This window comes from Paenibacillus sp. YAF4_2 (assembly GCF_052113225.1).
GTDB lineage: Bacteria > Bacillota > Bacilli > Paenibacillales > Paenibacillaceae > Pristimantibacillus.
The window spans coordinates 185873-212095 of record NZ_JBFRCT010000011.1; the positions used below are offsets into that span (position 1 = coordinate 185873).

Here is a 26223-nt window from a genome sequence, read left to right on the forward strand (position 1 = left end):
CCGCAAGCCTCTTTTTTTATAACTAAATTACATAGGAGGAATCTGGCTCGAACAAACGGCTGATCTGCTCGAAATCTTCACGGCTAAGCTTCCAGCGGGAAGCAGCGGCATTCTCCTGGACCTGTACAGCTGTTTTGGCACCAGGTATAACCGTTGTAACTGCCTTATTGTATAAGAGCCAGTTGATTGCTACTTGGCCGAGCGGCTTACCGATATTTCTCGCAATTCCTTCAAGCAGCTCGACCTTCAGGACATTGCCTTCAAAATGATCGCGCTTGTATAGGGGATTGCCATAAGAGCGAATATCATCATCTGAAAATGTACTGAGAGGATTGAACTTACCTGTAAGCAGTCCCTGCGCCAGCGGGCTGTAGGGAATAAATCCAAGCTGCTGCTTCTCTGAGTAAGGCAGCTCCGCATACTCAACCTGTCTTTGAAAAAGATTATATGGCGATTGGAGTGATATGATTGGAGCAACCGATTGCGCCGCTACAAGCTGCTGCACAGAGAAATTGGACACCCCGATGCTTCTTATTTTACCCGCTTGAACAAGCTCATTTAAGATTGAGAAAGTCTCTTCTACTGGCACCGTTCCTTTCGGATCCGGCCAATGCACCTGGTAAAGATCGATATAGTCGGTATCCAGACGACGGAGACTAGCATCGACTTCTTCGATAATACTTTCCCGCGACAGGTCGATATCTACCTGGAAACGGTCATCCCATACCAGCCCAACCTTCGTTGCAATGAGCACTTTATCCCGTACAGCTTTAAGAGATTGTCCAAGCACTCTCTCCGATTCTCCAAATCCATATACTGGAGCCGTATCGAAAAAGGTAATGCCCAGATCTACAGCTTTGTCGATCGCAAGCCTAATGTCCCGCTCCTCTACTTGGCCCCACCCGTTCCGTCCGGCAGCCCATGCCCCGAAACCAATAACCGATGGATACAGCTCACTGTTGCCAAGTCTTCTTGTCTCCATTCCTTCTACCTCCTTTTACCTCATAATACCTATTACTTTACTTGGAATAATTTTCATTATACTCTTCCCCATCTCGCTTGACAACGAAAGATTGAATGCCTATGATGTTGTCAATCTAGAGGAGAAGGAGCTATACATATGGGACGTAAACGAGTCGATCACGTTGGAATTATGGTACGAGATATGGAAGCAACAATCCGTTTCTACGAGGAGTTCGTAGGGCTTGAGCTGAAAGGCCGCCTGACGCATACGAACGGCGTTATTGAGCTGGCTTTCCTTGGATTCGGCGGTTCTGATGAAACAGAGATTGAACTTGTTCAACATTATAACGGCGAACTGCCGGTAGAAGGCCGTGTTCATCACTTCGCGATTTATGTAGATGATGTAGAAGAGGAATTTGCACGTTTGAAGCAGACAACCGTTACGTTTATCGACGAAGAAATCATTACTCTGCCAAATGGCTACCGTTATTTCTTCATCAGCGGACCGGAAGGCGAGCGGATCGAGTTCTTCCAGCGCTAATACGCAAAAGCCTCCAAATCCACCTAGCGTGGAGTTGGAGGCTTTTAATTACTTGTTTATTTTGCAGCTTCGAGTACTTCCTGTACGTGGCCGTCTACGGATACACTGCGCCATTCGCGGACAAGCACACCGTTCTCGTCGATCAGGAATGTTGAACGCTCGATGCCCATAAATGTCTTGCCGTCCCAGGTACGTTCTTTCCACACACCAAACAGCTCCGATACCGTATGATCCGTATCTGCCAGCAATGGGAAAGGAAGGCTGAATTCCGAGATAAACGTATCATGCGAAGCAAGATCGTCAGGGCTGATACCGATTACCTCTGTGTTTTGCTCCTTGAACTGACCGTTATAATCACGGAAATCGCAGGATTCCACTGTACAGCCCGGTGTATTATCCTTCGGGTAGAAGTAGATAACGAGCTTCTTGCCTTTATAGTCTTGAAGCAAAATGCTGCCGCCTGTTGAAGCAGGCAGTGTGAAATCCGGCACAGCTTGGCCAATTTGTACTTGTCCTTGCGTCATAAATGGACACCTCTCCTCTTATCGATCGTTACACGCCAAGTTTACCACGATTAGCCACAAATTCGTAGAAAAGCGGCTGCTCCATGACAAAAGCTTGAATATCCTCTTTGCTCAGCGGCAGCGAATAGGCTAGTGTCAGCTTCATTAATGCCGCCTCAACGGACATATTCTCGATAAAGACTGCTCCCGCCTCCAGCAAACGGATCGAAGAAGCATACATCGCCTCGGTGCTGTCTTTTAATGGACATAGATACAGATCCACACCCTGCTCTGCGCAATACTCCGCAAACTGCAGGAGAGAGTGGGAGTCCACCACGCTTGCATTCGCTGTCCCGGAATGGAACAGGTCATGCAGAACCGCCTTCGGCTTATGCGTGGAGAAATCATAATACGAATAGTTCAGCCCTGGAAACGGCTTGATATAGAGCATGCCAGATTGAATGCCTTCCCCATCCTCCAGCCAAGAGCTGCTTGCCGGCTGACGCAGGCGAAGCTCCTCATGGGCAGGATTGTACGGATGATCATATCTTTGGAATCTCCCGCTGTTCATGACGCCATAAGGCACGTTGTAGGGACTGTCGAACTGATCAGTAAACGACTCGCATTGGGTAATGCGGCTGCCCAGATAAACGATCGATTCCCCTTTGTCATTCCGATAAATGACGAATACACCTGGTGCAGCATCTTCTGTTATGAAATTCACTGCTGCCGCAAAATTACTCAGCCCATTTGCTCTCTCATCACCAAGAGGATAATTGCTGGCCACAAGGACAAGTGGTATTGTCAGATCGCATAACACAAAACTGAGCAAAGCCGCCGAATAGGCGAGCGTATCCGAGCCATGGGTCACAATAATACCGTCGTACTTGGATTGATCAACAGCTCGAATCGCCGCAATCAATGTATTCCAGTCCGACGGTACAATATTTTCACTCAATATATTCATCGGTTGAACCGTTTCAAGGTCTACTTCCCGCTTCAGGGGGCTTGCTTGATAAGCATCAATTAAATGATAAGAGCCTGCTTCATTCACCGAAATCGCACCGTTATTATTCTTGCTGCCGATTGTTCCTCCGGTAAACATGACAAGTATTTGGCTCATGTGTACATCCCTCTCCGTTTAGCAATTCGCATAGGTTATTCTCCAGTCGTCTCCATATGCACAATAAATCATACTAAACCGGGCTTGAAGCATGCAAGCTAATACGCTAACGCACGTTACTCCGAAGCGGCGACAATCCGTTCACACGGCACTCTATGACATCACCATTACGAATTACTACCGACCCCGGCGTTCCTGTTAAAATCACATCACCCGGCAGCAGCGTCATGACCTGCGAGTGAAAAGCGATCAGATAGGCTGGCGGAAAAATCATATGAGTAAGCTTGCTGGCATGTGCTTTCTCTCCGTTATGCCAGGTTTCCACCTGCAGCTGTGACAGATCTCCCGCCTCGTCCATGGTGATAAGCTCGGAACCAAAGGTGAAGAAGGTATCGAAGCTCTTCGCTCTTGTTAGATACCGCATATGACGGGCATGAATATCCGAGGCAGTTGTATCAATCGCTGCGGCAATACCAGCAGCCGCATCAAGCGCTTCTTCCTCTGTGACATTCCTGCAAGTTCGGCCAAGGATGATAGCCAGCTCCGCTTCAGCAGTTACCCGCTCTGACTGGGCAGGCAGAACGATAGCTTCGCCATCGCCGATGATTGACGTATCCGGCTTCATAAAGCTAACGGGTTCCTCCTTCCGAAGGACGGCTTGCTCATTGGCATCAGCCGTGTAGTTCATACCGATTCCCCAAATTTTACGGGGATGGCGGTAGAGCGGCGCTGGAACAGCTTCAGAAGCCGGAATGCTCGGCATCTCCGTTAACTTCTCTCGGCCGCCCTCGTTATACCAGTCCGTTAAAGCTTGAAGCTGACCGGCTGTAATCAAGCTGAACACCTCAACTGGCCAGCTTGCCTGCTCAGCTCGGTTCAGTTCCGCAAGCGTTACGTAACCGTCAGGCACAGCGATACAGCCCTGTTCCACTCCACTTTGAATAATCGTTGCCAGCTTCATCCCTTAGACGCCTCCTTCTTGAATTGCTCAACCCAGCGCAGCAGCTTCAGATCCTGCTTCGCTCCTGCAATGAGCGACAGCCCAATAGGTGCGCCATCTACCTCTCCGGCAGGTATAGTTATCTGCGGCAGGCCGGACAAACCAGCAATGCAGGATAGCTGCATCGTCCAAAATCTGCGTTCTTCATTGGCCGAACCAGTAATCGTACGGCTTGGTGCCGTCCCCGGTATAGTCGGGATGACCAGCAGCCCGTCCTCGCCAAGCAGTTCATGCAGACGTTCGCGGATGATACGTCGCAAAGCTTTATCCTTTTCTGCCTCTGCATCGGTAATGGTACTTGCGGAAGCAAATCTTGCGCCGATACTATCGCCAAACACCGGCTTCTCCTTCTCGATCCATTCGCCATGTGTCTGCCAGATTTCCCGGCCTTGCGTCGTCCGAAAGGCATGGCTCCAGGCTTCGAGACCTTCTGGCGCAATGGAGCGCCATTCCTGTCTCATCCCCTTCACCTGTACAAGCTGCAGACAGGAATCTTCTAGACCTTTACGACAGGGGGCATCCGTCTTATCCCACGCTTCCTCAGCAAATATAAATCTGCGGAAGCTTGGTGGCGATGCCTCCGCTTTCTCCTCCGAGAAAGTCCCGGCAAGCAGGACCTCACCAATTTTCCGAAGCAGCTCAATATCCCTGGCCATCCAACCGACCGTATCATAAGCCGGCGCAAGCGGAATTACGCCATCAATCGGCACAAGGTTATGGGTTGGCCGAAACCCGTAAATGCCGCAATAAGCAGAAGGGACACGAACCGAGCCACCCGTGTCTGTACCAAGCGCGAAGTCGACCGCTCCCGCTGCGACGGCAACAGCCGAGCCGCTGGAAGAGCCACCCGGAATGCGATCCGGCGCCTTCGGGTTAATTGGTGTACCATAATGATCATTTTGGCCGTTAATGCTGTACATTAGCTCATCCGTATGGGTTGTACCAGTCAGAGTTGCACCTGATGCCAACAGCCTTGTAATGGAGGAGGCTGTCTTGTTCCAAGGCGAATGCGTACGCAGCCAATCCGGATTACCGGCTCCGCTCGTGTACCCTTTTATCGCGAATACATCCTTTACAGCAAATGCCAATCCGCTCAGCATTCCCTCTCCTATCGGCGGCAGCTCAAGCTCCGTCTGCACAAACGCGTTGTACGTATCGATCATGGACAATCCCTCCTAAAATGAATTTTCAATCAAGCAGCCATGTTCAGGGCCAGTTGTGATTATTCATTGCATCAAAAGCCTATTATTAGTAATCTACCAGCCGATCACCGAGCCATCACAGCGTGGATCGACTCCGCCGCTTAATAGACCATCTTTATTTATAGCAATGGCATGCGCATGCCCCATAACACCTTCATAGTCATTGAGCCGCCGCACAAGATGTCCCGCTGCCGCAAGCTTATCAGCCGTTTCCTCTGTTATCCGTCCTTCCAGCTTAAGCTCCTGCGTAGGCGTTCCCCAAGTACGGCCCCATACGAAACGCGGCTCACTTACGGCCTGCTGCGGGTTCATACCAAAATCAATCATCCGAGTTAGCATAAGCGTCTGTGTCTGAGGCTGCCCTTCTCCTCCCTGCGTGCCGTACAAATAGCTTGGCTTGCCGTTCAGGCAGGCCATTGCCGGCATAAGCGTATGGAAGGTCCGCTTACCAGGCTCCAGTCGGTTAATATGATTCGGGTTAAGCGAGAAGAAGGAGCCGCGGTTTTGCAGCAGAACCCCCGTATCACCCGCCACAACACCTGAACCAAACTCGAAATACAAGCTTTGGATAAAAGAAACCGCATTGCCTTCCTCATCCACAACTGCCCCATAGGCAGTATCACTGCCCACCGGCTGGCTGTTAATGTCTACTGCTTCATTCTGATTAATAGATGCCGCAAGCTCTGCTGCATACTCTTTGCTGAGAAGCCGATCGAGCGGAACAGCCGAAAAAGTCGGATCCGTTAGATAACGGTTACGGTCGCGGAAGCTTAACTTCAGCGCCTCTACCAGCACATGATAATACGCGTAAGAGCCATGTCCCATCGCTGCAAGATCAAACTGTTCAAGGATTTGCAGAGCCATAATACCGGTGAAGCCCTGGGAATTCGGCGGTACCTGATAGATATCGTATCCCCGATAAGAGCCACGAATCGGCGACACCCACTCCCCGCTGTGAGAGGCAAAATCCTCCTCCGTCAGAAAACCACCCTCCGCTTGCAAATAGCGGGCAATCTCTTCTGCCACCGTTCCTTTATAGAAGGCATCCCTTCCATGCTCGGCAATCTTATTTAGTGTTGCCGCCAGCTGCTGCTGAACAAACCGTTCACCTGCCGGCACGATTCTGCCTTCTGGCATATAAATACCAGCAGTGACTGGCTGCTCTGCGAGCATCACAGCATGCTTCTTTGTATGTTCATATTGATCAGGGGACATAGGGAAACCTTCCGCTGCATACGCAATTGCAGGCTCCAGCACCTCCGCAAACGTAAGACGGCCATATCGATTCTGCACCGCATACCAGCCGTCCACCATACCAGGCACTGTAACAGCGCTGCGAGGACCTCTAGTCGGAATAGCTTCCATATCGGCATAGACATCTATGGTTGCCTTGCTGCCGGATCGGCCGCTGGCATTATAAGCTCGTACTTCTCCATCACCAGCATGGTAGGAGAGGAAAAAGGCATCGCCTCCCACACCTGTCATATGCGGATAAACAACCGCAAGGCAGGCACTGACGGCAATTGCCGCGTCAAATGCATTGCCTCCCCGCTCCAATACACGTGCTCCGGCTGCCGTTGCCAAATGATGTGGACTTACAACCATCGCTTTTGTTCCTGTTACCGGCTTCTCCATCCCCATGCCACCTTATAAGTCAGGTTAACTAACATCTAATTCTATGTTTTAAAAATAACATGGCTCCCAGCACCCGGCAATGAAAAAGAAAGCCGGTTCCGCAATTTTTGTTGATGATGAACAAAAATCGATATATATTTATGCATATAGTAATGAAAATAGTTCATACGCATACCATTTGCATAGAACTCTGCTATATTGAAAGGAGTCCCACGTATGAATCAACGAACTTCCAGCCCTATAGAAAACGGGCAAATTGATGATATCGACCGTAAAATCATATCCGCCCTGCATGTAAATGGCAGAATCTCTTACACGGATTTAGCCAAAGATATCGGTCTATCACGTGTTGCGGTGCAGGCACGTATTAACACTCTTATGGAAGAGGGCGTCATCGAGCGGTTCACCGCTGTTATTAATCCGGAGAAAATCGGTATAACGGTCAGCGCTTTTTTCAACGTTGAAGTGGAGCCGAAATACCTCCATGAAGCAGCCGACCGATTAGCCGATGAGCCCGTTGTGACAAGCCTCTATCATATGACCGGACCAAGTAAGCTGCATATGCATGGCTTGTTCACCAGCAATCAAGAGATGGAGACCTTTATGCGGGAGAAGCTATATCCTCTGCCTGGCATTATGGGTGTCGATTGTCAGGTGCTTATTAACCGATACAAAAGTCGGATGGGAATGAGGCTGTAAACGATGGAAACAACAACGACATTAGAACCCGGTGCCCAGCCGCCGCAGATCGGAAGACCAACAGGAACAAACGATTACGGCCAGATTGCTTGGGCAATGCTCAAAACCGGTGTATTAGGCTATGGCGGCGGACCGTCTGTTATTCCGCTAATCCGCTATGAGGCTGTTACCCGCTACCACTGGATTGAAGATGATGAATTTGCCGAAATTCTCGCTCTTGCGAATGCTCTGCCCGGACCAATCGCGACTAAAATGGCCGCCTACCTCGGTTACCGCCGCAAAGGCTGGCTTGGTGCGATTGTATCGGTCTTATCGCATATTCTGCCTTCAGCCATCGCCATGATCGCCCTGCTGTCTGTCGTGCAATATTTGAGCGACTCGGCTGTCATTCAAGGTATGATTGCCGCCGTTATTCCGGTCATTGCCGTTATGCTTGGCGTTATGGCCTATGAATTTGCCAATCGTGCCGTCAAAGGACTTGGCAAATGGATGGGCTTTGGAATGTTCGCAGTCGCCTTTCTCCTCCTGCAAATTATTAATATTCAGGATGCGATCGTCATTGTCGCCTTTTTAGCTTATGGAGCGGTGCATTTCAAAGCGAAGGGCTTATTCATGAAGTGGAAAAACAAACGGCGTGTGCGGTCTGAGGGAGGCGGGGAGTAATGGATTGGATTGACCTGATTATCGGCTTTTTTGTCGCCAATGTCCTTGGTTATGGCGGCGGACCAGCCTCTATCCCGCTCATGTACAACCAGATTGTAACGCATTATGGCTGGACCAATGATACGGAGTTCTCGAATATATTGGCGCTTGGCAATGCCTTGCCTGGTCCCATCGCGACCAAAATTGCTGCTTTTGTTGGTTATGACGTAGCAGGCTGGCCCGGCATGATTCTCACGCTGGCTGCAACAATTATCCCCTCGGCAGTTGCGCTTATCTTCCTGCTCAAGCTGCTGCAGAAGCATCGCCAATCGCCAATCGTAAAAGGAATGACGCTGCTCGTTCAGCCGGTCGTTGCGATCATGATGGTGCTGCTCACCTGGCAGATGATCGACACATCCATCGGATCCACCAACCTGTGGCAGACGATTGGCATCGCAGCCGTCGCTTACTGGCTTATGGAGCGCAAGAAAATTCATCCTGCCATCGTCATCTGCATCGCCTTTGTGTATGGCGGCACAGTGCTGGCCAATATATAAGCCAAAAAAACCTCCCGCTCCACGGTCGCCGTGGTTCGAGAGGTTCTTTTTGCTGCCTACAAATCAGTCGAATGGGTATGAACTTCATGTCCCGTAGATACCGGTGCACGACGCCCTCCGTCTTCTTTCATGAAAGGCCAGTAGTTCGCTTTGCCGAACATCCGGACCATAACCGGAATGAACAGCGGCAGCATGACAAGTGCATATAAGAACAAACCGCATAATACGATTGTAGCGATCTGCAGAAGCGACATGACGCCCGAAGGCAGCATTGCCGCGAATGTACCACCCAGAATCAAGGCAGCCGACATAATGACGGTCCCCATATTTTTCATCGCAGCCAGAATCGCTTCGGTAGGAGACAGCTGATCACGGTATTCCTTGAACCGATCCATCAGGAAGATACTGTAGTCGATACCGAGCGCCACCAGCATAACAAAGCCAAAGAACGGAACGGCCCAGCTGATACCGCTATGCCCGAGTATACGGACGAAGATCACTTCCGTAATCGCCATCGACGTATAGAACGTCACAAGAAGGGAAGCGATCATGTAGAGCGGCATGACAATGGAACGGAACAAAATAATCAAAATAATCGCTATCCCAATAATCATAAGCATCACCGTACGGGAATAGTCCGCGTTCGAAATGTTGCTCAAGTCATTGTTCATACTGGATACGCCGCCAACCGCATACGTGACATGCCCGTCAAAAGCCGTGCCTTGCACGCCGCGCTCTACAGCTGCTTCGAGATCATCAATCTGCGACATCGTCTCTTCTTCATACGGATTGCCGCTGAACACCACATCAAATTTTGCAGATTTCCGATCCTCGGACATATACACATTTAATGCCTGCTGGAAGTCCGCGCTAGCTATCGCATCCGCTGGAATAAACCAGCCTGTCATCTGTTTGTTGGAGGAAGACGACAGCTCATTCAAGTAACCTTGTGCCGAAGATAAGCCGTCCGTCACTTGCGTCAAACCACTTACACTTTGATCAAGGCCGCTAGTTAACTGCCCAAGCTGACTGTTCAACTCTGTGAAACCAGATTGAAGCTCCTTCTGCCCGCTTGCCAGCTGATCAAGCCCATCGGTTACGCCCGGCAGCTTCGATACGATCTGCCCTTGACCGTCCGCCGCCTGCTCGATGCCGGTCTGAAGCTTCGCAATGCCATCTGCCAGCTTGCCAAGACCCGCGGCTAATGCAGCTTGCCCTTCCGCTGCTTGCTCATAACCGGTATTGGCTTTCGCAAGCCCGCCGTTCACGGCGGCAAGCTGTGTATTCAGCTGGTTCATTTGGCCGCTGATCCCTGCAGCATCCTGCCCAAGCTGCTTCACAGAACGAAGCGCCTCTTGATAAGCAGCGTCATCCGCAAGCTCTGGATGTGTGTCCTGCAGGCCAGAGATTCCCTGCTCTAGACTCGACAAGCCTTCCGCCAGCTTCGCCTGTTCAGCAGCGACGGATTGATTAGCCTGCGATAACTGGCCTACACCCGCTCCCGCTTGCTGATAGCCTTTCAACAGCTCCTTGCTTGCTGCAGCCAGCTGATCGGCGCTTGCTTTGGCCAGCTTAAGCCCTTTTGTCAGCTCTTCCGCGCCGGCAGAGCCATCCTTAAGGCCACGCTCAATTTGCTTGAGCCCATCACCTAGCTGCACAATACCGGTCTTCAGCTCGTTCGTACCATCAACCAGCTTGCCTGCACCGGCCGCCGCTTCATTCAGCTTCGGCTCATTCTTACTCAACTCAGCGCTTGCATCAGAGAGACCGGAGCCAATCTTGCCAAGGCCGTCTCCGCTTTGGCCAAGACCATCCTCCACTGTGCCAACCTGATCGGAGACCATAAAATCATTCATCGCTTCGCCTGTTGGACGAGTTGCGCTGCGCACCGTTTTGACATCCTGTACGCCGCTCAGTTCACGGCTGATCTGCTCGAGAGCCGCCAGACCTTCAGGCGTATCAAGTGGTTCATCGGATTTCACAATGACCGAAGAAGGCAGCGACTCGCCTGGCCCGAAGCCATCGGCGATGATGTTGAAAGCTTTTACCGAATCGTATTTATTGCCAAGCTCGTCAAGCGAGTTGAACGACAACGATCCCTTATAGGCGCTCAGGAATGGAACGATCAGTACCGCCAGGATCAGAAGCGCCCAGACAGGACGTTTCAGCGAGAACTTGCCAACCGCTCCCCACAATCCGCTTGGCTTATGCTCGAGCGAGCCTTTGGACGGCCAGAACAGCTTTTTGCCCAGCACCGCCATAAAGAACGGAACGATCGTGAAGAGCGCCAGCAGCAGCACCGCGATGCCAACAGCAACCGCTACCGCCGAACGGTACAGCACGAAGGTCGAGAATCCAATGGAAGCAAATCCGACTAAGACAGCGAGACCGGAGAAGAGAACGGTTTTTCCCGCGGTACGGTAGGTGGCTACAATAGACTCCCGAATGTCGCCGCCCCTGTGCGTCAGCTCTTCCTTAAATCGGCTGATCAGAAGAATACAATAGTCCGTCCCGATCCCGAATAGTACGGCAACAAGGAATATTTGCGTGAAATTCGAAAGCGGAAAATCGAGATATTTGACCAGGAACGCCACGATCGACTGTGTCACCATATAAGTGAAGCCCACTGTCAGAAGTGGAACAATTGGTGCAACAACCGAGCGGAATACGAGGAACAGGATGACTAGAATAAAGCCGACTGTAAACAGCTCTGTCTTCTTCAGCCCTTCCTGGGAGCTTGTGACCACATCCTCGGAGATCAGCCAGTTACCCGTGTAATAATGCTCTACCTTTACATCCTTAAGCGCATCATACAGGTTATCGCGAACCTCCTTCTGCTCTGCGCCATCCAGGTTCACATTAGCCAGCACCAGCACGGTTGAACCATCTTCCGCCACCATCTGCTTCGCCAGCTCAGGAGTGTCAAAATGAGTCGTCAACGATGCAATATGAAGCTCCTCTTTATGTGCTTTCAGATTATCGATTCCGGCTTGAATACTAGTTAAGTCAGCATCAGATAAGCCGCCGTCCTTATGGAAGACAAGTACAGTAGATGCACCGCCTCCTCCGCCATCCTTCGCGCCAATCTCCTTTGCCATCTGCGAAGCGATAGTCGATGAGTAACCGTCAGGCACATTCATTTGCCCTTTTTCCCGAACAAGATTCTGCATATTAGGTGCACTGAGCATAAGCCCAATCATCAGCACAAGCCAAGCGAGCAGAATAATCCATCTAGCTTTAATAACCGTCTTCATTGTTAACCTACCTCTCCTCTCCATCTCCAGACGACTGTGACATCACCCGCGCCAGCTTCTCAAAGGTCTCCATAAAGGCCAGCGCCTCTCTCTCTTCAAAATGCTGCAAAAATGTTGCAATAATTTGCTGCATCTTGCCTTCCACAACATCGGTTACCCGCTTGCCTTCTTCGGTAAGCTTCAGTAGGGTAACCCTGCGGTCCTTCTCATCTGGCAGCCGCTCAATTAACTGCTTATCGAATAACCTTGTAATGATCGCGGTAATCGAGCTTTTGCCCACGCAGAAAATGTCCGCCAGCTCCGTTGATGTACACACTTCAGATGTCCGCAAATGCCGGAGCGTTGAGTATTGCTCAATCGTCAGTTCCTCTGGTACCAGACCCCGGAACATGCCCGTCAGCCTGCGATGCACGCTGAAATGCGCCTCTTCATACCGCCTTATGATCGATTCCAGCAGTTCATTATCAATTGCCATCACGAAATTCCTCTCGCTTGTCATTTTAGTTTCACTATAGAACTATTCAATAGTAGAACTATACCAAAGGCCAAGAAATGACGTCAACTGAATAAGTGGGAAATAATGTGAATATTTAATGAATCTCCAGTTTGAGACTGCCGCGCTACTATTTGCCTGTCCGGCTATTTTCGATTTATAATAATGGATGAACTTACCATTTCCTTCTTAGGAGGCTTGGATGATGTACGATATCATTATCATTGGTGCAGGACCAGCCGGCGCAAGCGCCGCGATTTTCACAGCGAAAGCAGGTAAGAACACCCTTCTGCTCGAGAACAATAAAGGAATGACGAAACGGGCATGGTTTGAGAACTATTATGGCATTACCGAGATCGGCGGGCCCGATCTTGTCGATACAGGGAAGAAGCAGGCGGTTAGACTAGGTGCAGAACTGAAAGAAGAGACCGTTACAGGCGTATCCGTCATTGAAGACGGCTTGTCTGTCGTAACAGACCAAGGTACATATGAGGCGAAGCATGTACTGCTCGCAACAGGCGCTTTGGTAGATTTGGCAGAACACATCGGCGTTACAACTAAACCAGGTACTGAGCCGCGGATCAAGACAGTAGTTGCCGTAGACCCAGCAGGCCGCACGAATATTGCCGGCATCTGGGCAGCCGGCACAGTAGCAGGCGTCAGCGTGCATGCCGTCATTACAGCAGGCGACGGGGCAAAAGCAGCCATCAACATCATCAGCGAGCTGAACGGCGAGCGTTACGTTGATCACGACGTGATGAAAGCGTAAATTGGCGTAAAAAAGGACGGAGCAGATTTCTGCTCCGTCCTTTTTTAAGACTTCATATGGTCGCGTACTAGCAACGCGCCATGCCGGCACTGTACTGCCTCTGCAGTACGGTTTTTTCCTCTTATTCGCTCACCAATTAAGCTGTTGTGCTGCTTGCCCCGTTAGATTCTGACGACGTCTCTGCGTCAGCACCTTTGCCTTTGCCGGGGTGACCGCCGCCCATATGGCCGCCGCGCGTTTCTTTCGCGAACTCAAAAGTTCCGTTCACCTGTTTCGTCACCCTATCAGCTACACTCGCAAGCTTCGTATCATACTGCTCCTGTGTCAGCTTACCACTCGAAAGCTCTTCATCCAGCTTCGCCCTGGCAGCACTAACCTCAAGATCAATGACTTTCTGCACGTCTACCCCTTGCTTCTCAGCAATAGCAGCTAACGACTGGCCATCCTTTAAATCCGCCTTCAACTCTTCGGCTGTCAGACCAAACAACTCCAATAGCGCTGTGTTATCAAGGCGTCCAACAAACTCTCCTTTGCCTCCGCCACCCATGCCACGACCACCAAAAGCTCCACCTTTTGCATCAAGCAGCTTATCTGCAATCGCCGAACTGTCCAGCTTGTCCGCCTTGTCGCTTGGCAGCTCCGCAGCCTGAGCATCCAGCCATTCCACCAGCTTTGCTTTCAACTCATCACGGCTAATCCCTTGCTCAGAAGCAACTTCTGCTAATGTCGCCGTCTTCAGCTTCTCCTTCAATTCATCTGAAGAAAGCTTCAAATATTCCGCAAGCTGGCTCTCGAATTTACCTAACCCAAATCCAAAGCCCCGCTTGCCTTGCTTACCAGCATGCTCTGCATTATCCGTTGACGTTGAGTCCAATGCCGCATTTGCTTTCGAAGCCGATGTAGACGATGCCGCATTAACAGATGGGTCTGCCCATAAGCTTCCCCCAATCGCAAGGGATAGCGCCAAAGTCGTCGTAGCAACCCATATGCTTTTCTTCTTCATCATTTCTCCGCCTTTCCAATCTGGAATCACCAAGCTTTTCCATTGTATGCCTTTTATATGAACGCACTTTGAACATCACCATCATTGTCAATATTTAGAAGATTAGAATAATCTCATAATTCTAATCTAACTCCCTCTTTCTACCGAATAAAACTCCAAATACTTTTCTAACAGAGGTTTGCGAATTTATCTAATATTTTGCTGGTATAGTGGCAATCAGAGAATACAACGATGCTATCGCAGCCTACTACCACTAAGAACGAGGGATTATTGATGTCATTTTTAAGCAAAAGAAAAAGTCTGGCTCTCGTGAGCTCAGTTGTACTCGCCATTTTATTCATCATCATTGTTGCTATTATGGCTACCTACTCGTACATCTCCCAGAAGAATGCCTATTTGGAAGATATGACGGGAACCGCACGCACACTAGGCCTCGTCACCAATGCAAGGGCTGACCTTATTCAAACCGCTACAGAACAGCTCAAAGACGATAAAGTAGAAGGCTCGCAGGAGTTTTCCGATCTGGAAATTCAATTGATGTCCATGGATGCTAACGCCAGCATCAAAAATACATATCTCATGCTGCCTGATAAGATTGATAAAAACGGAAAAACCTACCTCACCATGCTGCAAGGCAGCTATTCCATCACGGAGGCTGGCTTTACGCCTGGCACACCCTATGAGTTAACAGATGCGTTTAGCAAAGGTTATGACATTGTGCAAAAAGAAGGCTTTGCTCAGCTGCAACCCTACAAAGATGGCATGGGATCATGGCAAACCTATCTCGTAGCCATCAAGGACAGCAGCAACAATACAGTCGGACTGTTTGGCATAGACTTTGATTACGGCATGGTTCAAGACGATCTTAACCGTTTGTTATGGACCAGTATCGGTATCGGTCTAATACTCACAGTATTAGCAATCGGAATTATCGTCTTACTGATCAGAATCGTAACAAGACCACTTAAACGTCTTAGTGAAGTAGCGGCATTAGCTGCCAAAGGCGACTTAACAGTGACACTCCCCGTTACGAACAATAATGAGATCGGACGCGCTTCCAACGCTTTTAATGATATGATCCTGAGCCTCAGACAGCTTGCCTATCAAATTCGCACAACAGCAAGTGAAGTAGCAGGATCTTCTGTCACCATGCAAGAGAGCGCCGAGCAGACCTCAAGGGCGACGGAAGAAGTATCTGAAGCGATTCAGGACGTAGCCGAAGGTGCAGATACACAGCTGCAAAGCTTCCAGGAATGTCAGCGTGCGATGAATGAAATGACCGTTGGCATTCAACGTATTGCGGAGTCTTCCTCCAATGTATCGGAGCTTGCCGTTGATGCATCGGAGCTTGCTAATTCTGGGGATACAGTTATCAGCCGTACGGTATCGCAAATGCAAATGATTGAAACGAATGTGACCGAAACATCGGCCGTTATGCAAGAGCTCGAGCAAATGAACAGCCAGATCGGTGCAATCCTTGATATGATCGGCGATGTTGCGAATCAAACCAACCTGCTTGCCCTTAATGCTTCTATTGAAGCAGCACGTGCCGGTGAGCATGGCAAAGGCTTTGCTGTTGTCGCTCATGAGATCCGCAAGCTTGCAGAACGCTCGAAGGAATCCTCCGAGCAGATCTCTACGATTCTAAGCGGAATTAAAGGACGTACAGATGAAGCAGCCGCTTCTTTGGAAAAGGCCGCCGAGGGAGCACGTGAAGGTTCTACCGTATCACGCCAAGCCGGCGAGTCCTTCCGTTCCATTATGGAAGCGATCCGTCAAGTATCCAGCCAAGTGCAGGAAGTATCCGCTGCATCCGAGCAGATGTCGGCAGGCAGCCAGCAAATCGCAGCTTCGCTTGACCAGCTGGAGCATATTGCAGAAGCCTCCTCCGTACAGTCGCAGCGGGTAGCTGCAGCATCAGAGGAACAGCTCGCTTCCATGCAGGAGGTTGCAAGCTCCTCCGCACAGCTCCGTAGTCTAGCGGATAGCTTAAACAAAGCAGTAGGCACCTTCAAAACGGAATAATCCGTTTTTACAAGCGTAAACAGTTGCGCCGCTAAAAGGGGCAGCATATGTTTCGCGAATGAAATATAAGCATAGTAAAATAAAAATTTATACTTTCTTATATTTAATAAAAAGCACGGCCCGGACTAGAGAGAACCCTTCTCCCGTCCGGGCCGTGCTTATTTGTTAGGAAGCTGTTACAGCGCTGCCCTGCTGCAGCTGGTACATCGCGTAATATTTGCCGCGATGCTCCATCAGTTGATCATGGTCGCCGCGCTCCACAATATGACCGCGGTCCAGCACCAGAATTTGATCCGCCTGGCGGATCGTCGATAAGCGATGGGCAATAACAAACGTTGTACGGCCTTTTTTCAGCACATCAAGCGCCTCTTGTATAATGGCCTCTGTTTCTGTATCGATGCTTGCTGTTGCTTCATCTAATATCAAGATCGCAGGATCATACGCAAGTGCCCTTGCAAATGAGATCAACTGACGTTGTCCCGCAGACAGCGTACTGCCCTTCTCAATGACTTCCGCATCAATGCCACCGGGCAGCTGTGAGAACATCTCATAAGCACCTACATCGCGAAGTGCCTGCTCCACCCGCTCCCGGCTGATCGCCGGATTATCCAGGCTGATGTTTGAAGCAATCGTACCGGTGAACAAGAACGGATCCTGTAACACGATCCCCATATGCTGGCGCAAATGCTGCTTTGGTATATCGAGCACATTGTTGCCGTCTATAACGATGCTGCCCTCATTAGAATCATAAAACCGGAACAAAAGGTTCATAATGGAGCTTTTACCGGAACCCGTATGACCAACAAGCGCTACCGTCTCCCCTTGGCGGGCGGAGAAAGTAATGTTCTTCAGCACATACTCATCCTTCTTGTATGCAAACGAGACATCTTCGAATTTCACTTCACCTTTGTAACGTTCCATTGTGCCAGGCTCCACTTCAACACCCGGCTGATCCATCAGTATAAATACCCGCTCCGCGGATACCCTTGCTGTCTCCAGGTTCGACAGCTGGTTAACAACACCAACAATCGGCTGGAACATCCGGTTCATCAGATCCACGAACGCATACAGCACGCCAACCCCAATTGCAGCACCGAACCAGTCTCCCCAGAAGAACCAGATGACAATGAGGAATATAATGTTCCGGACAACGTTCACAAGGTTATGAGAAGTAATCGAGTTCAAGCTAAGCAGCTTGTTCTGATACGTAAAATAATGCTCGTTCAGCTCGTCGAATTCCTTAAACGTCTCTTTCTGACGGCGGAACGCTTGAATAATCGCCATCCCTTGGATGGACTCATTAATCATCGCGTTGATCTCGCTCAGCTTCGTCCGGATAATTCGGTTGTAACGGGCTGCAAAGCGCCGGTACAGACTAATCCAGACAAGCAGAATCGGTACAAGCGGCAGTGCGAACAGCGCAAGACGCGGATCTAGCAGGAAAAGTGCCCCATAGATCGCTGTCATGTAGACAATCGCGGAGAAGAAGTTCGCAAGCACCGCGACATACAGCTCGCGAATCGCTTCCGTATCATTCGTAATCCGCGAGACGACCTGCCCTGCAGCAAGCGTATCAAAGTAATTCACCGGAAGCCGCTGTGTATGAGCAAATACATCGTTACGCATCCGCCGAACGATCCGGTTCGCGGATGTCTGAAGCAGCAGCCGCTGTCCGTATGTGAACACCGCACCAAGCAGGAGCAGTCCGACATACAAGCCTGCCAGCTTCATTAAGCTTGGGATTTCTGGCTTATAGAACTGATACAGCTCTTTCGCCGTAATTAACGACACCGGGAAGGATGCCGTCTCTTTGGTTGTTTTATCTGTAACGGTCATTTGGCCGTCTGCTACTTTACGAGCGCCCCCCTCCATCGGAAGAGCACCTTCATACCAATAAAATTTTCTGCCGGCTTGAAGCAGATGCACTTCCGCACCTTTCACTTCACCCGGAGCGAAGTGATCTTCGCGTTTATACCATTTACCTTTATAAGAGACCGTATAGCGTTCATCCGACGCTACCTCATACCAGCTCTTCTCAATGCCGAGAATATTCTGATCAATCATCCGCTTGGCAATAAACGGTCCCGCCAGCTCCGCACAAACGGCGAGCAGGAGGAGAATCAGAGCTCCAATGATCGGTTTTTTATAAAGCATGGCGTATTGAAACAATCGTTTACCTGTTTGACCCATTGTTCGTAAACGCCTCTCTTTCCTATGATTCAATAAGCGACTCAAGCTGCTGCCGCTCATATTGTTCCTTGTACCAGCCATCCTGCTTTACTAAATGATCATGAGTGCCCTGTTGAACAATTCGCCCTTCATCAAGCACAACGATATGGTCAGCATGCTGTACAGCAGACAGCCGGTGCGTCGTAATAAGTGTTGTTTTGCCGGCACGCTCGGTCCGAATACCCTCGATAATCTCAGCTTCCGTCCGTCCATCAACAGCAGAAAGCGCATCGTCCAGCATCAATATTTCAGGATCGGCAATAAGTGCACGCGCAATGCTGACCCGCTGCTTCTGACCGCCGGAGAGTGCAACCCCCTTCTCCCCAACCATCGTCTCGAGGCCATCCGGCAGGAATTGAATATCCTTCGCAAAGGATGCCCGTGCGAGTGCACGCTGCAGATCTTCCTCTGTCGACTCGCCTTTTTTCCCGAACATTATATTTTCGCGTATCGTCTTCGAGAACAGAATGGGCTGCTGTGGTACATAACCGATCCAGCCAAGCAGGCGCTCCATCGACAGCTTCTCAAGAGGCTGGCCGGTAATTGCAATCTCGCCTTTACCAACCGGATACTCTCTCAACAGCTGTTTCAAGAGTGTAGTCTTGCCGCTGCCCGTACGGCCGACAATACCAAGCGTCTGGCCTTGCCGCAGACGGATCGTAACCTCGCTGAGGTTATCAACGACAGAAGAGGGATAACGGAACGTGACATCTTCAAACACAATTGTCGCCGGTGCCGTCACATCGATCGTATTCTCCGCATCTTCTACATCCGGCTTATAGCCAAGCGTTTCTTCTACTCGGTCAAGCGAAGCATTACCCCGCTGCATAATGTTGATCAGCTCACCGATCGCGAACATCGGCCAGATCAGCATCCCGAGATATACGTTAAAGGATACGAGTTCTCCAAGTGTAATCTCGCTGTGAAACACCAGATAACCACCATAACAAAGACCAATCAGATAGCTGAGACCAACCAAAATCTTGATTGTTGGCTCGAAGAGCGCATCAATCTTGGCCACAGCGATGTTTTTCTCAAACACTTCATCCGTCTTCTTCTTAAACTGCCCCTGGTTTGCATCCTCCTGCACAAAAGCACGGATAACACGCACACCAGATACCGACTCCAGCACTTGGTCATTTAATTCACCAAACGCATCCTGCGACTGCATAAAGCGCTCGTGGATTTTCCCGCCAAAATGCTTCATCGCAAGCGCAATGAACGGCAATGGCAGAAGCGCAGCAAGCGTCAGCTTAATGCTGATCATCGCTGCCATCACGCCAAGAATCGTTAGCATGAAGAAGGTCGAATCGATTAGCGTCAGAATACCAAACCCGGCTGTTGTTGCTACGGCATTCAGGTCATTCGTCGAACGGGCCATCAAATCGCCCGTCCGGTTCCGTTCGTAGAACGTTGGCGTCATCTTCAGAAAGTGACGCATAAGGCGTGACCGGAGCAGCCGCTCCAGCACAAAGGCACCACCGAATAATTTATAATGCCACACGTAAGTAATCGCGTAGCCGATCACCGTAACGCCTACCCAGCCGATGACAACCTGCACAAAGCCGGTCTCATCCAGCCTGCCTTGATGAATGCCGTCAATCGTATGGCCAATCAGCCAAGGCGGGATGACATCCAAGAAGCCTGTAATAATAAGCAGCACACAGGCAAGCGTATATCTTTTCCAATTCATTGCGAAAAACCATTGAAGTTTCTTAAGTACGATAAACATAATTTGTCCTGACACCTCCCGTATCCATCCAAGCATCATCCGCCCCAAAAAAGCAAAAAAAGAAGCGCACCGTAAATGTACGATACGCTTCTTCACAAAGCAGTAGGCACAATAAGGCCCGCTGCAATTAAAAAGGCGCACGGTTACGGTTACGTAACCATGCGCCTTTGATTTAATGGGATACCCCTAATCATCAAAGAGATTCGACGCGCGGATGGATTACGTTCATAAATTTAGTATGCACATTGTTAAATCCTACATGTTGTTGAATGAATACAATTGGATTCATGTCGTAATCCTCCTTTCGATTTGTGAAATATATTTGTCACTTTACCATCGTATGAAATAACTGTCAATCCATTATTTTGTAAATCTTCGCCTATTTTCACCATTTATCACATAACCCAGGCTTCTGCCTGCTGTTCCGCCAGCAGCAATTGCTCGCGTACCTTAACCACTTCACCAACAATAATAAGCGCTGGATTGACCACTTTCATCGATAATGCCAGCTTATGAATATCGGCCAGCGTACCCGTAATCACGCGCTGCTTGCTTGTTGTGCCCTGCTCAATAATAGCAACTGGCGTTGACGCCGCTTTGCCATGCTTTAATAGTTCCTCGCGGATCACGCCCAGCTGGCTGACCCCCATATAGATCGCTAATGTATCCACGCTATGAGCGAGTAAATCCCAGCGTACCGGCTCTTGATCGCCGTGACAGCGATTGCCGGTAACGCAGGCAAACGATGCTGCCTTCCCGCGATGCGTCAACGGAATCGCAGCCGATGCCGCAGCACCAATCGCCGATGTTACGCCGGGTATAATCTCCCACTCAATCCCATTCTCCGCCAGCTCCAACGCCTCCTCACCACCGCGCCCGAAGACGAAGGGGTCGCCCCCTTTTAGGCGGACGACCGTTTTCCCTTCCTTCGCAAAGGCAACAAGCGTCTTATTAATCTGTTCCTGCGGCATTGCATGCGCGTTAGGCGCCTTACCGCAGTAGACCAGCTCCGTACCTGGACGGGCATAAGCGAGCAATTCCTTATTCACAAGGCGGTCGTATAGAATAACATCCGCCAGACCCAGTCGCCGAATTGCTTTTACCGTAATCAACTCTGGATCTCCAGGTCCCGCTCCAATAATGTATACCTTGCCTGCCGGCGCCCGCATTACAGGCCGCTTTTCTCAGCAGCAAGTGCCGGTGTAGTTGGTAAGCCTGCTTGCAAAGCCTGGCTCTCGGAATCTTTTTTCTTATTATGCGACCAGTAGAACATAAAGCCTGTAAACAACGCTCCGCCTACAAAGTTGCCAAGCAGTACCGGGATTTGATTCCACACCCACCAGTCGGTGATCGTTACATCCGCACCAAGCATCATGCCTGCCGGAATGACGAACATATTGACAACGGCATGCTCGAAGCCTTGCTCGAAGAACATCAGGATCGGCAGCCACATCGCTACGATTTTACCTAACGTAGATTTCGAGGTCATCGCCATCACAACACCCAGCGTAACCATCCAATTGCACAGGATTGCCTTGATGAAGACCAGAATGATACCGTCAAAGCCCATTTTTTGATAACCAAGTGTCTTCGTTTCACTTACTTGAATAAGCATTTGGGCGAGCGGATTAGCCATATCCGTCCCCATCTTGGTAACCGCCATGCCGTATAAAGCCGCATATACCGCACAGCCGATCAAGTGGCCGATAATGACAAGCCCGTAGTTGGCCATCATGCGGGAAAGGGTTGTTTCTCGTTTAAATACCGATAGAGGAATGAGTGCAAAGCTGCCGGTCACAAGCTCAAGTCCAAGAAGGACGATGATGACGAAGCCTATCGGGAAAATAACTGCTCCTGCAAGGGGCATTGTTGTCTGAGTTGTAGCCGTATAGGCTAGTGTTGTAGCAAAGGCCAGTATGCCGCCGCCAAGAAACCCTCTCATTAGCATTTGCGATGAGCTCATCTCCGCCTTCGCCTTGCCTGCCTCTACCATCGATTCTAGTACTTCAGCTGGTTTCACATAGTCCATCTGCAATCCCTCCTAAAAAGAATAATCGCCCAATCGGCCACTATATGCCGATCGTGAAGATTCTTGCCTCGTAAGCATACAGCCCTCTATAGGGTGATATAGATCTCGCCGCTGCCCGGGTCGATCTCCGTCTCGAATGTTTTGATGCAGCCGTCATCCGGTTCTTGCACCCGTCCACTCCTTAGATCGATCTTCCAGTCATGCAGCGGGCAGTGAATATTAGTGCCGCACACCATTCCTTCCGAAAGCCTGCCGCCTTTATGCGGACATTTATTCTCGACTGCCTTCACACTGCCGTCCGTCAGGCGGAAAATCGCAATGTCGGTATTGTCGATCTGCACCGTACGAGAGCCTAATACGTCGATATCCGTTAGTTTTGCTACAAGCACCTTTGTCACCATATAGAAGCTCCCCCTATCCTTGCACCGGCTGAGCACCGGATAATTGCTCGAAGTTTTTGCGCAGCTCTTTGTTCTCTACGATTTCTTTCCATGGATCCTTTGTATAGCTGAGTGTCTTCTCAAGACGTTCTACCAGTGCCAGACGGTCTTCACGATTCTCGAGAGCTTTCTTGACATGATCAAGTCCTACACGTTCAATCCACTGTGCGGTACGTTCATTCCATGTCGCATTCTCACGGTAATATTGCAGGTAGGCCGACGACCATTCCATTACTTCGTCTTCCGTCTTCACAACGCAAAGCAGCTCAGTCGCACGTACATGTATACCGCCGTTACCGCCTACATGAAGCTCCCAGGCTCCGTCGATTGCCACAACGCCAAGATCCTTAATCGTTGCTTCTGCGCAGTTACGCGGGCATCCGGATACAGCAAGCTTCACTTTCGCCGGAGCTGTCATACGCTCGTATGCTTTTTCCATCCGAATTCCCATGGCAATTGAGTCCTGCGTGCCAAATCGGCAGAAGGTGTTGCCTACACAGGTTTTGACGGTACGGAGCGTTTTACCGTAAGCATGACCGGAAGGCATATCAAGCTCTTCCCAGATTTTCGGCAGATCTTCTTTCTTCACGCCCAAGAGGTCAAGCCGTTGACCGCCGGTGAATTTCACCATTGGAACATCAAATTTCTCTGCAACGGTAGCAATCTTGATCAAATCTGCTGGCGTGGTCACGCCGCCGTAGACACGAGGAACAACCGAATACGTACCATCCTTCTGGATGTTCGCGTGGTAGCGCTCATTCGTGAAGCGTGATTCCTTCTGATCCTTGTATTCTGCCGGCCACAACATGCCGAGGTAGTAGTTCAGAGACGGACGGCATTTCGTGCAGCCTTCTTCGTTCTTCCACTGCATCACGTTCATGACTTCCTTAACCGTCATGAGGCGCATTTCTTTAATGGCTGCAACAATCTCATCACGGGAATGCTCGGTGCAGCCGCAAATGCCTTCTTTCGCCGGCACACCTGCAGCATCGCCGGCGTACAGCTTCAGCAGCCCTTCTACTTGAGGCTTACAGCCGCCGCAGGATGCGGAAGCTTTCGTGCAGCCTTTAATGCTGGCCAAGGTGTTGCAGCCTTTATTCAATACCGCATCCGCGATATCCCCTTTTGATACTCCGTTACAGCCGCATACAATTTCATCATCCGCCATCGCTTCCAGACGGCTTGCCGGGGATGACGCTCCTCCTGCCGCAGGCGAGAAACCAAGCAGCAGCTCCTTCTCCTTACCCTCAACCGACTCGCCTTTTTTCATGATGGCGAACAGCTCGGATCCGTCTGATGTATCACCGAATAACACGGCACCCACCAATTTACCGTTCTTGATCACAATTTTCTTATACGTACCAGCTAGATCATCCTGAATACGCAATGCTCTTGTGCCCGGCCCTTCACCAAACTGACCTGCCGAGAATACATCAACACCTGATACTTTCAGCTTGGTAGAAGTAACCGAACCCTCATAACCTGTCGTCTCAACACCAGCCAGCAGCTTAGCCAGCACCGCGCCTTGCTCATACAGCGGAGCAACCAGGCCATAGGCGATACCCCGGTGCTCAGCGCATTCGCCTACCGCGTATACATCTGGGATATTCGTCCGCATGAAGTCATCTACGACGATTCCCCGATTAACATCGATGCCTGTTAGCTTCGCCAATTCAACATTCGGGCGGATACCAACCGCCATCACAATCAGATCAGCCTCTACCTCGCTGCCGTCCGCGAACTGTAAAGCTTTCGCGCGGCGTCTGCCGGTAATCGCTACGGATTGCTTACTGAGGAGGAACTTCATTCCTTGCGCTTCAAGCTCACGTTGCAGCATCCGTGCAGCCGGCTCATCCAGCTCGCGATTCATCAGAATTCCATTAATATGAACAACGGATACGTCCATCCCCAAATTAAGTAGGCCTCTTGCTGCCTCGAGTCCAAGCAGGCCACCGCCGATTACAGCTGCCTTCTTATACTTCTGGGAAGTTTCCTGCATGATCTCGGTGTCACGGATATCACGGAAGCCGATAACTCCCTCTTTGTTCGCGCCTGGCAGGGGCAGCATGAATGGATTCGAGCCTGTCGCCATAATCAGTACATCGTAATCCGCTTCAATCCCTTGCTGGGAGTACACTTTTTTCCGCTTTGTATCAATCTTCGTTACCGTATGTCCAGCATGCAGCTGAATATGATTGTCCGCGTACCAGTCCCAGTCGTTAATAACGATATCCTTCATGTCCGTTCCGCCTGCAAGCACCGAGGACAACATAATCCGGTTATAGTTCGGGTGCGGCTCTGCGCCAAATATTGTAATGCTATAAGCATCCGGAGCAAGCTTGATCAGATGTTCAATTGCCCGTACCCCCGCCATTCCGTTACCAACCAGCACCAATTTTTTCCGATTCCCCATTGTCATTCTCCTCTCCATCTCTCTAACTCTCCGCCTATTTATAAATAGAAAAAGCCTGGCCTCGAATTTCGCAGGTGGACGCAAAAGTGCGTTCTTTGCAAAAGACGAAGTCAGGCTTCATTGCCGCTTCAGATGAATACGCCATTGTATTCATGAAAGTTTAAATTTTAAACCTTAAAGGTAAGAGTTCAACATAAGATACTTTGACTCTGACGTCCTTACCTTTCTCGGTGGTCGTACCGTTACTATACAACGGCATATTCACTCATGTCAACATACTTAACATATAAAATGAATAAATGTGCGTATCGACAGTTTTACGTTTTCTATGTTATATATAATGACAAAAGATAAATTGTGCGTAGGGGAAGAGGAGGGTTACATGCGTTCTCTGTTAGTAATCGACAATCCCAGGGAAAATGTGCTATCTATAGAACAAACACTTGAGGAATACGGTTATTCGGTTCTGTTTGCAAGCAACGATGAGATGGCCAAATCTCATCTGCCAAAAGCAGATGCCGTTATTCTGCACCTAGCGCTAGGGGAAGTGAAGGTTTGGGGAAGCCGGCTTCTTCAGCGCAAAAGAGTACCTATGCTATGGTGGTGCAGTGCGGATACAGCAGCCTCGTCAGCAGCCTTTTGCGAGGATGACCTGCCTATTGATGGTGTTCTGACACCATCGATGAGTGAACAGGAGATGCATTGGGCGCTTCATTTCGGCTCGAAAACCTGCTTCGAAAGACAGCAATGGCTGAATGAGCGCAAGCAGCTGGAGGCACGGTTAGAAGAGCGGAAATGGATTGACATGGCAAAGGGTATCTTATGTAAAATAAAACAGGTGTCCGAAGCGGAAGCTTACGACCTGCTGCGTAAACAGGCAATGAACGAGCGGAAGCGAATTGTTGACGTAGCCACATCAATCGTAAAAGTCTACCAACTGCTGCAAGAGCAAAAATAGAGGGGTGCTGACT

22 protein-coding genes are annotated in these 26223 nt (G+C 50.0%); 7 read left to right on the top strand and 15 right to left on the bottom strand.

Features of this window, described 5'->3' with window-relative positions:
• Nucleotides 1-22 precede the first annotated feature (22 nt).
• A complete protein-coding gene (locus AB4Y93_RS24015; protein ID WP_441895739.1) occupies nt 23-982 on the bottom strand; it encodes an aldo/keto reductase in 960 nt (319 codons plus the stop codon).
• A 138-nt stretch (nt 983-1120) separates the two neighbouring features.
• Here AB4Y93_RS24015 and AB4Y93_RS24020 point away from each other — a divergent pair, with 138 nt between their 5' ends.
• Nucleotides 1121-1504 (top strand): VOC family protein, encoded by a 384-nt coding sequence (locus AB4Y93_RS24020; protein WP_441895740.1) that lies wholly within the window; start codon nt 1121-1123, stop codon nt 1502-1504.
• Nucleotides 1505-1560: 56 nt separating this feature from the next.
• On the opposite strand, the gene bcp is transcribed toward AB4Y93_RS24020, so the two are convergent.
• The 5 genes from bcp to ggt all read right to left on the bottom strand — a co-directional run bounded on the left by bcp (nt 1561) and on the right by ggt (nt 6967).
• On the bottom strand, nt 1561-2028 hold the full coding sequence (gene bcp / locus AB4Y93_RS24025; protein WP_441895741.1) for a thioredoxin-dependent thiol peroxidase: 468 nt from the start codon (nt 2026-2028) through the stop codon (nt 1561-1563).
• A gap of 28 nt (nt 2029-2056) precedes the next feature.
• Nucleotides 2057-3130 (bottom strand): asparaginase, encoded by a 1074-nt coding sequence (locus AB4Y93_RS24030; RefSeq protein ID WP_441895742.1) that lies wholly within the window; start codon nt 3128-3130, stop codon nt 2057-2059.
• A 106-nt stretch (nt 3131-3236) separates the two neighbouring features.
• The gene (locus AB4Y93_RS24035) at nt 3237-4091 is read right to left on the bottom strand and encodes a fumarylacetoacetate hydrolase family protein (protein ID WP_441895744.1); all 855 of its coding nucleotides are present in this window, start codon (nt 4089-4091) and stop codon (nt 3237-3239) included.
• Entirely contained in the window at nt 4088-5293 is a 1206-nt protein-coding gene (locus AB4Y93_RS24040; protein WP_441895745.1) for an amidase, read from the bottom strand. Before AB4Y93_RS24040 ends, AB4Y93_RS24035 begins: the two co-directional genes overlap by 4 nt.
• Nucleotides 5294-5386: 93 nt before the next feature.
• A complete protein-coding gene (ggt, locus tag AB4Y93_RS24045) occupies nt 5387-6967 on the bottom strand; it encodes a gamma-glutamyltransferase (RefSeq protein WP_441895746.1) in 1581 nt (526 codons plus the stop codon).
• Nucleotides 6968-7183: 216 nt separating this feature from the next.
• On the opposite strand from ggt, the gene AB4Y93_RS24050 reads away from it, so the two are divergent.
• The 3 genes from AB4Y93_RS24050 (at nt 7184) to AB4Y93_RS24060 (ending at nt 8865) form a co-directional block, all read left to right on the top strand.
• Nucleotides 7184-7666 carry an Lrp/AsnC family transcriptional regulator gene (locus AB4Y93_RS24050; protein WP_441895748.1) on the top strand — a complete coding sequence of 161 codons (483 nt, stop codon included), beginning with the start codon at nt 7184-7186 and terminating at the stop codon, nt 7664-7666.
• A gap of 96 nt (nt 7667-7762) precedes the next feature.
• Entirely contained in the window at nt 7763-8329 is a 567-nt protein-coding gene (locus AB4Y93_RS24055) for a chromate transporter (RefSeq protein ID WP_441895859.1), read from the top strand.
• The gene (locus AB4Y93_RS24060; protein ID WP_441895749.1) at nt 8329-8865 is read left to right on the top strand and encodes a chromate transporter; all 537 of its coding nucleotides are present in this window, start codon (nt 8329-8331) and stop codon (nt 8863-8865) included. Before AB4Y93_RS24055 ends, AB4Y93_RS24060 begins: the two co-directional genes overlap by 1 nt.
• A gap of 56 nt (nt 8866-8921) precedes the next feature.
• Here AB4Y93_RS24060 and AB4Y93_RS24065 read toward each other — a convergent pair whose 3' ends face one another.
• Together AB4Y93_RS24065 and AB4Y93_RS24070 are read right to left on the bottom strand one after the other, a co-directional pair.
• Nucleotides 8922-12119, bottom strand: coding sequence for an MMPL family transporter (locus AB4Y93_RS24065; protein WP_441895750.1), 3198 nt, complete (start codon nt 12117-12119; stop codon nt 8922-8924).
• Between the two features lie 7 nt (nt 12120-12126).
• Nucleotides 12127-12594, bottom strand: coding sequence for a MarR family winged helix-turn-helix transcriptional regulator (locus AB4Y93_RS24070; protein WP_441895752.1), 468 nt, complete (start codon nt 12592-12594; stop codon nt 12127-12129).
• A 223-nt stretch (nt 12595-12817) separates the two neighbouring features.
• Between AB4Y93_RS24070 and AB4Y93_RS24075 the strand changes: the two genes are divergently transcribed.
• Nucleotides 12818-13381 carry an FAD-dependent oxidoreductase gene (locus tag AB4Y93_RS24075; RefSeq protein WP_441895861.1) on the top strand — a complete coding sequence of 188 codons (564 nt, stop codon included), beginning with the start codon at nt 12818-12820 and terminating at the stop codon, nt 13379-13381.
• Between the two features lie 136 nt (nt 13382-13517).
• On the opposite strand, the gene AB4Y93_RS24080 is transcribed toward AB4Y93_RS24075, so the two are convergent.
• Nucleotides 13518-14387, bottom strand: a complete 870-nt coding sequence (locus AB4Y93_RS24080) for a hypothetical protein (protein WP_441895753.1) — start codon at nt 14385-14387, stop codon at nt 13518-13520.
• A 270-nt stretch (nt 14388-14657) separates the two neighbouring features.
• On the opposite strand from AB4Y93_RS24080, the gene AB4Y93_RS24085 reads away from it, so the two are divergent.
• Entirely contained in the window at nt 14658-16409 is a 1752-nt protein-coding gene (locus AB4Y93_RS24085; protein ID WP_441895755.1) for a methyl-accepting chemotaxis protein, read from the top strand.
• A gap of 165 nt (nt 16410-16574) precedes the next feature.
• On the opposite strand, the gene AB4Y93_RS24090 is transcribed toward AB4Y93_RS24085, so the two are convergent.
• The 6 genes from AB4Y93_RS24090 to nirB form a co-directional block, all read right to left on the bottom strand.
• Nucleotides 16575-18599: an ABC transporter ATP-binding protein gene (locus AB4Y93_RS24090; RefSeq protein WP_441895757.1), complete on the bottom strand. Its 2025-nt coding sequence runs from the start codon at nt 18597-18599 to the stop codon at nt 16575-16577.
• Between the two features lie 22 nt (nt 18600-18621).
• Nucleotides 18622-20370 (bottom strand): ABC transporter ATP-binding protein, encoded by a 1749-nt coding sequence (locus tag AB4Y93_RS24095; RefSeq protein WP_441895759.1) that lies wholly within the window; start codon nt 20368-20370, stop codon nt 18622-18624.
• Nucleotides 20371-20765: 395 nt separating this feature from the next.
• The gene (cobA, locus tag AB4Y93_RS24100) at nt 20766-21539 is read right to left on the bottom strand and encodes a uroporphyrinogen-III C-methyltransferase (RefSeq protein WP_441895761.1); all 774 of its coding nucleotides are present in this window, start codon (nt 21537-21539) and stop codon (nt 20766-20768) included.
• Nucleotides 21539-22399, bottom strand: coding sequence for a formate/nitrite transporter family protein (locus AB4Y93_RS24105; RefSeq protein ID WP_441895763.1), 861 nt, complete (start codon nt 22397-22399; stop codon nt 21539-21541). Before AB4Y93_RS24105 ends, cobA begins: the two co-directional genes overlap by 1 nt.
• 86 nt (nt 22400-22485) lie before the next feature.
• The gene (nirD, locus tag AB4Y93_RS24110; RefSeq protein WP_441895765.1) at nt 22486-22800 is read right to left on the bottom strand and encodes a nitrite reductase small subunit NirD; all 315 of its coding nucleotides are present in this window, start codon (nt 22798-22800) and stop codon (nt 22486-22488) included.
• Nucleotides 22801-22813: 13 nt separating this feature from the next.
• Nucleotides 22814-25252, bottom strand: coding sequence for a nitrite reductase large subunit NirB (gene nirB / locus AB4Y93_RS24115; protein ID WP_441895767.1), 2439 nt, complete (start codon nt 25250-25252; stop codon nt 22814-22816).
• A 382-nt stretch (nt 25253-25634) separates the two neighbouring features.
• On the opposite strand from nirB, the gene AB4Y93_RS24120 reads away from it, so the two are divergent.
• Nucleotides 25635-26210 (top strand): ANTAR domain-containing response regulator, encoded by a 576-nt coding sequence (locus AB4Y93_RS24120; protein ID WP_441895769.1) that lies wholly within the window; start codon nt 25635-25637, stop codon nt 26208-26210.
• Nucleotides 26211-26223 lie beyond the last annotated feature (13 nt).

Bases quoted from the DNA above. Each gene is read 5' to 3' on its own strand.
- cobA (WP_441895761.1), bottom strand. From the start codon at position 21,539: ATGCGGGCGCCGGCAGGCAAGGTATACATTATTGGAGCGGGACCTGGA.
- AB4Y93_RS24020 (WP_441895740.1), top strand. From the start codon at position 1,121: ATGGGACGTAAACGAGTCGATCACGTTGGAATTATGGTACGAGATATG.
- AB4Y93_RS24085 (WP_441895755.1), top strand. From the start codon at position 14,658: ATGTCATTTTTAAGCAAAAGAAAAAGTCTGGCTCTCGTGAGCTCAGTT.
- ggt (WP_441895746.1), bottom strand. From the start codon at position 6,967: ATGGAGAAGCCGGTAACAGGAACAAAAGCGATGGTTGTAAGTCCACAT.
- nirB (WP_441895767.1), bottom strand. From the start codon at position 25,252: ATGGGGAATCGGAAAAAATTGGTGCTGGTTGGTAACGGAATGGCGGGG.
- AB4Y93_RS24035 (WP_441895744.1), bottom strand. From the start codon at position 4,091: ATGAAGCTGGCAACGATTATTCAAAGTGGAGTGGAACAGGGCTGTATC.
- AB4Y93_RS24060 (WP_441895749.1), top strand. From the start codon at position 8,329: ATGGATTGGATTGACCTGATTATCGGCTTTTTTGTCGCCAATGTCCTT.
- AB4Y93_RS24120 (WP_441895769.1), top strand. From the start codon at position 25,635: ATGCGTTCTCTGTTAGTAATCGACAATCCCAGGGAAAATGTGCTATCT.
- AB4Y93_RS24105 (WP_441895763.1), bottom strand. From the start codon at position 22,399: ATGGACTATGTGAAACCAGCTGAAGTACTAGAATCGATGGTAGAGGCA.
- AB4Y93_RS24065 (WP_441895750.1), bottom strand. From the start codon at position 12,119: ATGAAGACGGTTATTAAAGCTAGATGGATTATTCTGCTCGCTTGGCTT.
- AB4Y93_RS24055 (WP_441895859.1), top strand. From the start codon at position 7,763: ATGCTCAAAACCGGTGTATTAGGCTATGGCGGCGGACCGTCTGTTATT.
- AB4Y93_RS24075 (WP_441895861.1), top strand. From the start codon at position 12,818: ATGTACGATATCATTATCATTGGTGCAGGACCAGCCGGCGCAAGCGCC.
- AB4Y93_RS24040 (WP_441895745.1), bottom strand. From the start codon at position 5,293: ATGATCGATACGTACAACGCGTTTGTGCAGACGGAGCTTGAGCTGCCG.
- bcp (WP_441895741.1), bottom strand. From the start codon at position 2,028: ATGACGCAAGGACAAGTACAAATTGGCCAAGCTGTGCCGGATTTCACA.
- AB4Y93_RS24090 (WP_441895757.1), bottom strand. From the start codon at position 18,599: ATGGGTCAAACAGGTAAACGATTGTTTCAATACGCCATGCTTTATAAA.
- nirD (WP_441895765.1), bottom strand. From the start codon at position 22,800: ATGGTGACAAAGGTGCTTGTAGCAAAACTAACGGATATCGACGTATTA.
- AB4Y93_RS24015 (WP_441895739.1), bottom strand. From the start codon at position 982: ATGGAGACAAGAAGACTTGGCAACAGTGAGCTGTATCCATCGGTTATT.
- AB4Y93_RS24030 (WP_441895742.1), bottom strand. From the start codon at position 3,130: ATGAGCCAAATACTTGTCATGTTTACCGGAGGAACAATCGGCAGCAAG.
- AB4Y93_RS24050 (WP_441895748.1), top strand. From the start codon at position 7,184: ATGAATCAACGAACTTCCAGCCCTATAGAAAACGGGCAAATTGATGAT.
- AB4Y93_RS24095 (WP_441895759.1), bottom strand. From the start codon at position 20,370: ATGTTTATCGTACTTAAGAAACTTCAATGGTTTTTCGCAATGAATTGG.
- AB4Y93_RS24070 (WP_441895752.1), bottom strand. From the start codon at position 12,594: ATGGCAATTGATAATGAACTGCTGGAATCGATCATAAGGCGGTATGAA.
- AB4Y93_RS24080 (WP_441895753.1), bottom strand. From the start codon at position 14,387: ATGATGAAGAAGAAAAGCATATGGGTTGCTACGACGACTTTGGCGCTA.